The sequence below is a fragment of the Streptomyces sp. 4N509B genome (assembly GCF_052245655.1).
In the GTDB taxonomy this organism is placed as follows: domain Bacteria; phylum Actinomycetota; class Actinomycetes; order Streptomycetales; family Streptomycetaceae; genus Streptomyces.
Genome location: NZ_JBQQBZ010000021.1, coordinates 114,345 through 123,981 on the forward strand (window position 1 = coordinate 114,345; position 9,637 = coordinate 123,981).

Here is a 9,637-nt window from a genome sequence, read left to right on the forward strand (position 1 = left end):
ACGCTCGCCCGTACCTGGCAGGATGACGGGGTGACCCCACCTCAGCCACCACCAGACCACGACACCAGCCGCGGCCCCGAGCGTGCCCCCCACCCCGTGGAGCGGGAGCGGCACGACCCCTGGGCGGTGCCGGGCACGGCGGCGTCCCCGCCGCCCGCGAGGCCGGAGCGCCGCTGGGGGCGGGAGATAGCCGAGGCCGCCGTGGTGGCGCTGGCGGTCGCGGTCCTCACCGGGGTCCCCCTCGGCCTGCTCTGGCTGTGGCTGGCCCCCCGGGTGCCGATCGTCTCCAACGGCGAGGCGGTCGTCCTGGTCAACTCCGAGGCCGAGCACGCCGTCGGCGCCGACGGCACGTTCCTGCTCCTCGGCCTCGCCGTCGGCGCGGTCGCGGGCCTCGCTGTCTTCCTGGCGCGGCGGCACGGGGGCGTGGCCCTGGTGTTGGGGCTGGCCGTCGGCGCGGTCGCGGGCGCGCTGCTCGCGTGGGGGATGGGGGACTGGTTCGGCCCCACCGAGGACATCGCCGCCCGCGCCCAGGAGGTCGGCACCGGCGTCGTCTTCGACGGGCCGCTGGAGCTGGGCGCGCGGGGGGTGCTGATGGGGCTGCCCTTCGCGGCGATCGGCGTGCACCTGCTGTGCGTGGCGGCCTGGGGGCCGCGCGAGGAGGAGCCGCCGCCGACCACGGAGCCGCCCCACTGGGACCCGCGTCCGGCCGGCTGAGCCTCTACGCCCGGCGCGCTCCGCCCCCGGCGCGTCACCGCCGGGCCTGCCCGGTGGAACCCCGGGGGTTGGTCCGGGGTGCCGGACACGGCTCGTCGCCCGACGGAGGGGCCCCCTCGGCGGCGGGGGCGACCTCGGCCCGACGACGGGGGGAGCCGGGGGAGAGAACGCCGCAGCGGACGCCGCGGCCCGCGAAGCCCACCGGACGGGTGCCGGATGCCCCGAGCGCGGTGTCCCGGCCCGGGGCCGACCCGTCCGCCTGACCCGTCCGCCCGACGTGGCCGCTCGACGTGGCCCCCGCGCGCGACCCCGCCCGCGGCCGTCAGTTCAGGCTCGTGGGCCGCATCGTGAGGTCGGCGCCCGGCAGCGACGGCAGCCGGCGGATCAGGGCCGTCTCGCGGCGCAGGATGCGCAGCTCCTCCGCCAGCCGCGTCGCCGTGTCCCTGGCCTGGAGCAGCCGCTGCTTGTCCGAGACGTACAGCTGCGCCGCCGCCGCCACGAGGTACGACACCACGCCCGGGTCCTCCGGCAGCTCCTGCGGCCCGAGGCCGCGGTCGCTGGCCCCCGCGAGCGCCTGCTGGTACGCGCGGAACGCCCGCAGCACCCCCGCGGCCAGCGCTCCCGCGCCCTCCCCGTGGACCTCGGGCAGCGGCTCCACCTCGCCGACCAGGTACTCCCCGCTCGCGTCCACCGACAGCAGCCGGAACCGCGAGGTGCCGGTGGCGAGCACCTCGTACCCCTGCGGCGGATCGCCCGGCGGCCCGGGGCGCGGCCGGATCGTGGCGGCGTCCGCGACGCAGCCCACCGTGTGGAAGGAGTCCATCGGGTCCGCCGCGAAGCCGTCCCCAGGCGCGGCGTCCCTCGCCTCCCCGGGCTCCGGCAGGCCGGTGGAGGCGGGCGCCACCTCCAGGCCGTCCCTGATCGCGACGACGCCGAACGGGCGTGGCCCGTCCTCCGGCAGCTTCACGAGGTCCCGCATCAGGGCGCGGTACCGCGCCTCGAAGACGTTCAACGGGAGCACCAGCCCCGGAAACAGCACCGTACTGAGCGGAAAGAGCGGCAGGCGCGTGGACGTCACGCCCAGTGAGCCTAGGCCCTGGCCGTGCGATCTTGCCAGGCCCGCGCCGGTCCCGCGCGGCGCGCGCCGTCTCACGCGCGCCGCGCCGCCCCCTGGCGCCCACCCCCGGGGGACGCGGGCGGCGCCGGGGGCACGGCCCGCATCGTGAAATGCGACGAGGGCCTCCCGGGGTGTCTGCGAGACTGGAGCCGTGTCTGAAACCGCCCTGGCCACCTCGGCCACGCCCATCCACCTGCGCCGCATCGACCTGCGGGACGCGCCCACCGCGCCGGACGGACTCGGGATCGACCGCGGGATACTGCCCCGCGCCGAGCTCGACGTCGAGGCCGCCGTGGAGACGGTGCGCCCCATCTGCGAGGACGTGCGCCATCGTGGTACCGCGGCGCTGGTGGAGTACGCGGAGCGGTTCGACGGTGTGCGCCTGACCCGGATCCGGGTCCCGGCCGAGGCCATCGAGCGTGCCCTGACCGAGCTCGACCCGGCCGTCCGCGCCGCGCTGGAGGAGTCCATCCGCCGCGCCCGCCTCGTCCACCGCGACCAGCGGCGCGCCGACGCCACGGTCCAGGTCGTGCCGGGCGGCACCGTCACCGAGCGCTGGGTCCCCGTGGACCGCGTCGGCCTGTACGTCCCCGGCGGCCGGGCGGTCTACCCCTCCTCGGTGGTGATGAACGTCGTGCCCGCCCAGGAGGCCGGCGTCGGCTCCCTCGCCCTGGCCTCCCCGCCGCAGCGCGAACACGGCGGCCTGCCGCACCCGACGATCCTCGCCGCCTGCGCCCTCCTCGGCGTCAGCGAGGTGTACGCGGCCGGCGGCGCCCAGGCCGTCGCGATGTTCGCGCACGGCACCGAGGAGTGCCGCCCCGTCAGCCTCGTCACCGGCCCGGGGAACGTCTACGTGGCCGCGGCCAAGCGCCTGCTGCGCGGCGTCGTCGGCATCGACGCCGAGGCCGGGCCCACCGAGGTCGCGGTCCTCGCCGACGCCTCCGCCGACGCCCGCGTCGTCGCCGCCGACCTGATCAGCCAGGCCGAGCACGACGTGCTGGCCGCCGCCGTCCTCGTCACCCCCTCCGCCGAGCTCGCCGACGCCGTCGACGCCGAGCTGACCGCCCAGGTGGCCGTCACCCGGCACCGCGAGCGGGTCACCGAGGCGCTCGCCGGCCGCCAGTCCGGCACCGTGCTCGTCCGCGACGTCGACCACGGCCTCGCGGTGGTCAACGCCTACGCCGCCGAGCACCTGGAGATCCTCACCGAGAACCCCGCGGAGGTCGCCGCCCGCGTCCGCAACGCCGGCGCCGTCTTCGTCGGTCCCCACGCCCCCGTCTCCCTGGGGGACTACTGCGCGGGCTCCAACCACGTGCTCCCCACCGGCGGCTGCGCCTGCCACTCCTCCGGCCTGTCCGTGCAGTCCTTCCTCCGCGGCATCCACGTCGTGGACTACGACCGCGCCGCCCTCGCCGAGGTCGCGCGGCACGTGGTGACCCTCGCCGAGGCCGAGGACCTGCCGGCCCACGGCGCCGCGGTGACGGCGCGCTTCGACGGGGCGGTGCCGACGGGGGCCGGCGGTGAGTGAGGCGGGAGGAGGCCCGCGGGGCGCCGGTGGCGGCGCCACCAGCGGCATACGGGAGACGAGTGAGCGAGTGACCGACGTGACCCAGGTGACCCAGGTGTCCGAGGCGAACGGTGTGACCGCGGCGAACGGCGTGACGGGCGTGGACGACCTCCCGGTCCGGGACGAGCTGCGCGGCCAGAGCCCCTACGGCGCTCCCCAGCTCGACGTCCCGGTCCGGCTGAACACCAACGAGAACCCCCACCCGCTGCCCGAGGCGCTGGTGCGGCGCGTCGCCGAGCGCGTCGCCGAGGCCGCACGCGACCTCAACCGCTACCCGGACCGCGAGGCCCTCGCCCTGCGCACCGAGCTGGCGGCGTACCTCACCCGCAGCACCGGCGTCGGCATCCAGGCCGCCGGGGTCTGGGCGGCCAACGGCAGCAACGAGGTGATCCAGCAGCTGCTCCAGGCCTTCGGCGGCCCCGGCCGCTCCGCCCTCGGCTTCGACCCGACGTACTCGATGCACCCGCTGATCTCGCGCGGCACCGGCACGCGCTGGATCTCGGGCCCGCGGAACGCGGACTTCACCATCGACACCGAGGCCGCCGTCGCCGCCCTCCACGAGCACGCACCCGAGGTGCTGTTCGTCTGCTCGCCCAACAACCCCACCGGCACGGCCGTCGCCCCCGAGACCGTCGTCGCCCTCCACGACGCCGCCCAGGCCGCCCAGGCCGCGCGCGGCGGCCGGGGCGCGCTCGTCGTCGTCGACGAGGCGTACGCCGAGTTCAGCCACCAGCCCTCGCTGCTGCCGCTGCTGGCCGGCAGGCCCACGCTGGTGGTCACCCGCACCATGTCGAAGGCGTTCGGCGCCGCCGGCCTGCGCCTGGGATACCTCGCCGCGGACCCGGCCGTCGTCGACGCCGTCCGGATCGTCCGCCTGCCGTACCACCTCTCCGCGGTCACCCAGGCCACCGCGCTCGCCGCGCTGGAGTTCGCCGAGCCCCTGCTGGCGGCCGTCGAGGAGCTCAAGAGCGAGCGGGACCGGATCGTCGCCGAGCTGCGCGCGGCGGGCCTGGACGTCACCGACTCCGACGCGAACTTCGTGCAGTTCGGCCGCTTCGACGACGTGCCCGCCGTGTGGCGGCGGCTGCTGGACCACGGCGTCCTGGTCCGGGACAACGGCGTCCCCGGCCGGCTGCGGGTCAGCGCCGGCACGCGGCGGGAGAACGACGCCTTCCTCGACGCGATGCGCGCCGTGCTGAAGGAGACGGCGGCGGAGGAGACCACGGGGATCACACCGACCAAGGAGACCAACCAATGACGCGCGTGGGCCGGGTGGAGCGCACCACCAAGGAGACCTCGGTCACCGTCGAGATCCACCTCGACGGCACGGGCACGGTGGACGTCGCCACCGGCGTCGGCTTCTTCGACCACATGCTCGACCAGCTCGGCCGACACGGCCTGTTCGACCTCACCGTCAAGACCGACGGGGACCTGCACATCGACAGCCACCACACCATCGAGGACACCGCGCTCGCGCTGGGTGCCGCGTTCCGCCAGGCCCTCGGCGACAAGCGCGGCATCCGCCGCTTCGCCGACGCCTCCGTCCCGCTGGACGAGGCCCTCGCCCAGGTCACCGTGGACCTCTCGGGCCGCCCGTACCTCGTGCACCGCGAGCCGGAGAACATGGCCCCGATGATCGGCGCGTACGACACCACCATGACCCGGCACATCCTGGAGTCCTTCGTCGCCCAGGCCCAGGTCGCCCTCCACGTCCACGTGCCCTACGGGCGGAACGCGCACCACATCGTCGAGTGCCAGTTCAAGGCCCTGGCCCGCGCGCTGCGCTTCGCCAGCGAGATCGACCCCCGCCAGACCGGCATCCCGTCCACCAAGGGGGCGCTGTGAACGCCGCCTCCACGCTCCTGATCGTCGCGGGCCTCTTCCTCCTCGGCGGGGTGTTCTCCTTCCACCGGCAGGGGATGCCGCGCGGCGTCGTGGTGCTGCTCGGCATCGGCAGCGGCCTGTGCCTCCTGGCCGGAGCCCTGAGACTGGAGGTGTGACACCCGTGACCACCGCCACTGCCACCACTACCACCGTCGCCACCGCCCCGGCCCCCGGGAGCGCCGGGACCGGCGGACGCCCCCCGAAGGACGTCGTCGTCTTCGACTACGGCTTCGGCAACGTCCGCTCCGCCGAGCGCGCGCTCGCGCGGGTCGGCGCCCGGGTCGAGATAACGCGCGACCCCGACCGGGCGGCGAACGCCGACGGCCTCGTCGTCCCCGGCGTTGGCGCCTTCGCCGCCTGCATGGACGGACTCGTCCGCGCCCGCGGCGAGCGGATCGTCGGCCGGCGCCTTGCGGGCGGCCGCCCGGTGCTGGGGATCTGCGTCGGCATGCAGATCCTCTTCGCCCGCGGCATCGAGCACGGCACCGCCACCGACGGCCTGGACCAGTGGCCGGGCACCGTCGGCCCGCTGAAGGCCGACGTCGTGCCCCACATGGGCTGGAACACCGTCGAGGCCCCCGCGGCGTCGCGGCTCTTCGCCGGCGTGCCCCCCACGGAGCGGTTCTACTTCGTCCACTCCTACGCCGTCCACGACTGGGAGCTGCCCGAGCCCGCCAGCCGCTCCATGGCCGCCCCGCTCGTCACCTGGGCCACCCACGGCGAGCGCTTCGTCGCCGCCGTGGAGAACGGTCCGCTGTGGGCCACCCAGTTCCACCCCGAGAAGTCCGGCGACGCCGGCGCCCAGCTGCTGACCAACTGGATCGAGACCCTGTGAGCCGCCCGATGTCCACCCCCGCACCCCAGCCCACGCCCGCTCTCGAACTGCTCCCGGCCGTCGACGTCCGCGACGGCCAGGCCGTCCGCCTGGTCCACGGCGAGTCGGGCACCGAGACCGGGTACGGCGACCCGCTGGCCGCCGCCCTCGCCTGGCAGGGCGCGGGCGCCACGTGGCTGCACCTGGTGGACCTCGACGCCGCCTTCGGCACGGGCGACAACCGCGCCCAGATCGCCGAGGTGGTCCGCGCCACGCTCGACGGCGGCATGCGCGTGGAGCTCTCCGGCGGCATCCGCGACGACGACTCGCTGGCGGCCGCCCTCGCCACCGGCTGCACCCGGGTCAACCTCGGCACCGCCGCCCTGGAGTCCCCCGAGTGGGTCGCCAAGGTCATCGCGGAGCACGGCGACCGCGTCGCCGTCGGCCTCGACGTCCGCGGCACCACGCTGCGCGGGCGCGGCTGGACCCGGGACGGCGGGGACCTGTTCACCACCCTCGACCGGCTCAACGCCGAGGGCTGCGCCCGGTACGTCGTCACCGACATCAACCGCGACGGCACGCTCACCGGACCCAACCTCGACCTGCTGCGCACCGTCTGCGCCGCCACCGACCGGCCGGTCGTGGCCTCGGGCGGAGTGTCGTCGCTGGACGACCTGCGCGCCATCGCCACCCTGGTACCCGAGGGCGTCGAGGGCGCCATCGTCGGGAAGGCGCTCTACGCCGGGGCGTTCACCCTGGAAGAGGCCCTGAAGACCGTGGAGGCGGCGGCGCCATGACGATCGAGCGTGTGGAGAGCGACGAGAACCCCTGGCAGGAGGCCCTCGGCTCCGCACGCGCCGTGGCCGCCGGAGACCTGGTGCTGGTGGCCGGCACCATGCCCCCGGCCGCCGGGGCCGCCGCCGTCGGCGACCCCTACGAACAGGCCAGGTCCGCCCTGGCCGACGCGGTCGCGGCACTGGAGCCGTTCGGGCTCGACGCCGGGGCCGTCGTCCGCACCCGCATGTACATCAGCCACACCCGCGACGCGGAGGAGGTCGCGCGGGCCCACCGCGACCTGTTCGGCGCTGTCCGCCCGGCCGTCACCCTCGTGGTGGTCGCCGGCTTCGCCGACTCCCGCGTGCTGGTGCAGGTCGAGCTCGAAGCCCTCCGAGCTCAGCGATCTCCAGGAGCCGCCGCGTGAGCCTTGCCGTACGAGTGATCCCCTGCCTGGACGTGGACGGCGGACGCGTCGTCAAGGGGATCAACTTCGAGAACCTCCGCGACGCCGGAGACCCGGTGGAGATGGCCAGGATCTACGACGCCGAGGGCGCCGACGAGCTGACCTTCCTCGACATCACCGCCTCCTCGGGGAACCGCGAGACCACCTACGACGTGGTGCGCCGCACCGCCGAGCAGACGTTCATCCCGCTCACCGTCGGTGGCGGGGTGCGGACGGCCGAGGACGTCGACCGCCTGCTGCGGGCCGGGGCCGACAAGGTCGGGGTGAACACCGCGGCCATCGCCCGTCCCGAGCTGGTGCGCGAGATCGCCGAGCGCTTCGGCAGGCAGGTCCTCGTGCTCTCCGTCGACGCCCGCCGCCGCCGTGAGGGCGACGCCGCCTCTGCCGGACTGCCCTCCGGCTTCGAGGTCACGACGCACGGCGGGCGCCGCGGCACCGGCATCGACGCCGTCGAGTGGGCGCACCAGGCGGCCGAGCTGGGCGCCGGCGAGATCCTGCTGAACTCCATGGACGCCGACGGCACCAGGGACGGCTACGACACGGAGATGATCGCCGCCGTCCGCAAGCACGTGACGGTGCCCGTCATCGCCTCGGGTGGCGCGGGCAGGCTGGAGCACTTCCCGCCCGCCATCGCCGCCGGGGCCGACGCCGTGCTCGCCGCCTCCGTCTTCCACTTCGGGGAGCTGAGGATCGGGCAGGTCAAGGGCGCTCTGCGCCAGGCCGGGCACGTGGTGCGCTGAGGGCCGTCCCCTCGCCCTCGGCGGGCGCGCGACGTCCCGCGCCCGAAGCCTGCCGCGTCGTCGGTCGTCGGCCCGGCAGGCTGACCGCCTCCTGACCCCCGGCAGGGCTCCGACAGGGCTGCGGCAGGGCCTGGCGGGGCGGGACAGCCGGACGCCTCTCCCACGGCGCCGTCGCGGTGGGGATCGGTGCGCGGTCTCTTGACATGTCCGTAGCAAGCGCTTACCTTCCGGCGATAGAAAGCGCTTGCCGGGCGGAAGGACGACCGCCCGGCGGGCGTTCCCCCCCACCACTCCGTGCCTCGCAGGAGGGATCCGCCGTGCGGTTAGTCCGCCGTTCCGTCCGTCATCCGCGACGAGGGCCGCTGCTGGTCGCCGTCGCCGCCGCCTCGTTCGTCGCCGTCTCGCAGGGCGTGGCCCCCGCCGCCCCCGGCCCGTCCGCCCCACCGACCACCGCTCCCGTGGCCGCCGCGCTCGCCACCGCCGACGGCTTCGCCAGCGTCGACGCGCTCGGCCAGAACGGCACCACCGGCGGCGCCGGCGGCGAGGTCGTCACGGCCACCACCACCGAGCAGTTCCTCGACTACATCGCCCGTCCCGAACCCCTGGTCGTGCAGGTCCAGGGCACGATCACGCTCCCCACCGGGGACAGCGACGGCATGCACGACGTCGCCTCCGACAAGACGATCGTGGGCGTCGGCCAGGACGCGGCCCTCACGGGAGGCGGCCTGAACATCGGCCTGCCGGTGGACGAGGACGTCACCGCGCCGCCGGCCGACGCCGTGCACAACGTCATCATCCGCAACATCTCGTTCTCCGGCGCGACCGACGACCTTCTGAACGTCCAGATGTTCTCCCACCACGTCTGGATCGACCACAACGACTTCTCGAACGGCGACGACGGCGCCGTCGACATCAAGCGCGGCTCCGACCTCGTCACCGTCTCGTGGAACCACTTCCACGACCACGACAAGACGGCGCTGCTCGGGCACGACGACGGCAACGCCGCCCAGGACGAGGGCCGGCTGCGGGTGACCTACCACCACAACTTCTTCGACGCCTCCGACCAGCGCAACCCGCGCGTCCGCTTCGGCGACCCGGTCCACGTCTACAACAACTACTACCTCGACAACAGCTACGGCGTGGCCTCCACCATGGACGCCGGCCTGGTGCTGGAGGGCAACTACTTCCACAGCGTCAACAACCCCGGCCGGGTGGACTTCAGCGGGGACCTGGGCCGGATGGTCGCCCGCGACAACATCCTGGTCGACTGCAACCACGAGATCGAGACGCGTGGCGTGGTCGAGGAGCCGTCAGCCTTCTACGCCTACACCCTCGACGCGGCCGAGGACGTGCCCACGATCGTCCCGGCCGGCGCCGGCGTCGGCCACCTCTGACCTCGCCGGCCCGCGCTGCCGCCACCCCGCCGCGCCCCGACCCCCCACCGCCCGCGACCCCACCGGGAGACCCCAGCCATGAGCATCACCCGACGGCGCCTGCTGACCGGCGCCGCCGCCACGGCCGCCACCGCCGCCACGCTCGGCGCGACCGCCCGCGCCTCCGC

General features: G+C 75.2%; 11 protein-coding genes. 10 read left to right on the plus strand and 1 reads right to left on the minus strand.

The genetic code is table 11. The features are described 5' to 3' along the window. Positions 1-30 precede the first annotated feature (30 nt). Positions 31-714, plus strand: coding sequence for an ABC transporter permease (locus ACTWP5_RS19820; protein ID WP_443222357.1), 684 nt, complete (start codon positions 31-33; stop codon positions 712-714). 322 nt (positions 715-1,036) lie between these two features. Here the strand turns inward: ACTWP5_RS19820 and ACTWP5_RS19825 are convergent, their stop codons facing one another. Then, positions 1,037-1,792: an LON peptidase substrate-binding domain-containing protein gene (locus ACTWP5_RS19825; RefSeq protein ID WP_443222358.1), complete on the minus strand. Its 756-nt coding sequence runs from the start codon at positions 1,790-1,792 to the stop codon at positions 1,037-1,039. 190 nt (positions 1,793-1,982) lie between these two features. Between ACTWP5_RS19825 and hisD the strand changes: the two genes are divergently transcribed. The 9 genes from hisD to ACTWP5_RS19870 all read left to right on the plus strand — a co-directional run bounded on the left by hisD (position 1,983) and on the right by ACTWP5_RS19870 (position 9,470). Continuing rightward, positions 1,983-3,359, plus strand: a complete 1,377-nt coding sequence (hisD, locus tag ACTWP5_RS19830) for a histidinol dehydrogenase (RefSeq protein ID WP_443222359.1) — start codon at positions 1,983-1,985, stop codon at positions 3,357-3,359. Between the two features lie 130 nt (positions 3,360-3,489). Continuing rightward, a complete protein-coding gene (locus ACTWP5_RS19835; RefSeq protein WP_443222375.1) occupies positions 3,490-4,656 on the plus strand; it encodes a histidinol-phosphate transaminase in 1,167 nt (388 codons plus the stop codon). After that, complete coding sequence (gene hisB, locus ACTWP5_RS19840; RefSeq protein WP_443222360.1) at positions 4,653-5,243, plus strand: imidazoleglycerol-phosphate dehydratase HisB; 591 nt, start codon at positions 4,653-4,655, stop codon at positions 5,241-5,243. Before ACTWP5_RS19835 ends, hisB begins: the two co-directional genes overlap by 4 nt. After that, entirely contained in the window at positions 5,240-5,398 is a 159-nt protein-coding gene (locus tag ACTWP5_RS19845; protein WP_443222361.1) for a hypothetical protein, read from the plus strand. Before hisB ends, ACTWP5_RS19845 begins: the two co-directional genes overlap by 4 nt. A 5-nt stretch (positions 5,399-5,403) precedes the next feature. Then, entirely contained in the window at positions 5,404-6,117 is a 714-nt protein-coding gene (hisH, locus tag ACTWP5_RS19850; protein WP_443222362.1) for an imidazole glycerol phosphate synthase subunit HisH, read from the plus strand. 8 nt (positions 6,118-6,125) lie between these two features. Further along, positions 6,126-6,893, plus strand: coding sequence for a bifunctional 1-(5-phosphoribosyl)-5-((5-phosphoribosylamino)methylideneamino)imidazole-4-carboxamide isomerase/phosphoribosylanthranilate isomerase PriA (gene priA, locus ACTWP5_RS19855; protein ID WP_443222363.1), 768 nt, complete (start codon positions 6,126-6,128; stop codon positions 6,891-6,893). Beyond that, complete coding sequence (locus tag ACTWP5_RS19860; RefSeq protein ID WP_443222364.1) at positions 6,890-7,297, plus strand: Rid family hydrolase; 408 nt, start codon at positions 6,890-6,892, stop codon at positions 7,295-7,297. The genes priA and ACTWP5_RS19860 overlap by 4 nt, the downstream gene beginning before the upstream one ends. Beyond that, entirely contained in the window at positions 7,294-8,076 is a 783-nt protein-coding gene (gene hisF, locus ACTWP5_RS19865; RefSeq protein WP_443222365.1) for an imidazole glycerol phosphate synthase subunit HisF, read from the plus strand. Before ACTWP5_RS19860 ends, hisF begins: the two co-directional genes overlap by 4 nt. Before the next feature lie 317 nt (positions 8,077-8,393). Then, the gene (locus ACTWP5_RS19870; protein WP_443222366.1) at positions 8,394-9,470 is read left to right on the plus strand and encodes a pectate lyase family protein; all 1,077 of its coding nucleotides are present in this window, start codon (positions 8,394-8,396) and stop codon (positions 9,468-9,470) included. Positions 9,471-9,637 lie beyond the last annotated feature (167 nt).

Bases quoted from the DNA above. Each gene is read 5' to 3' on its own strand.
- priA (WP_443222363.1), top strand. From the start codon at position 6,126: ATGTCCACCCCCGCACCCCAGCCCACGCCCGCTCTCGAACTGCTCCCG.
- hisB (WP_443222360.1), top strand. From the start codon at position 4,653: ATGACGCGCGTGGGCCGGGTGGAGCGCACCACCAAGGAGACCTCGGTC.
- ACTWP5_RS19860 (WP_443222364.1), top strand. From the start codon at position 6,890: ATGACGATCGAGCGTGTGGAGAGCGACGAGAACCCCTGGCAGGAGGCC.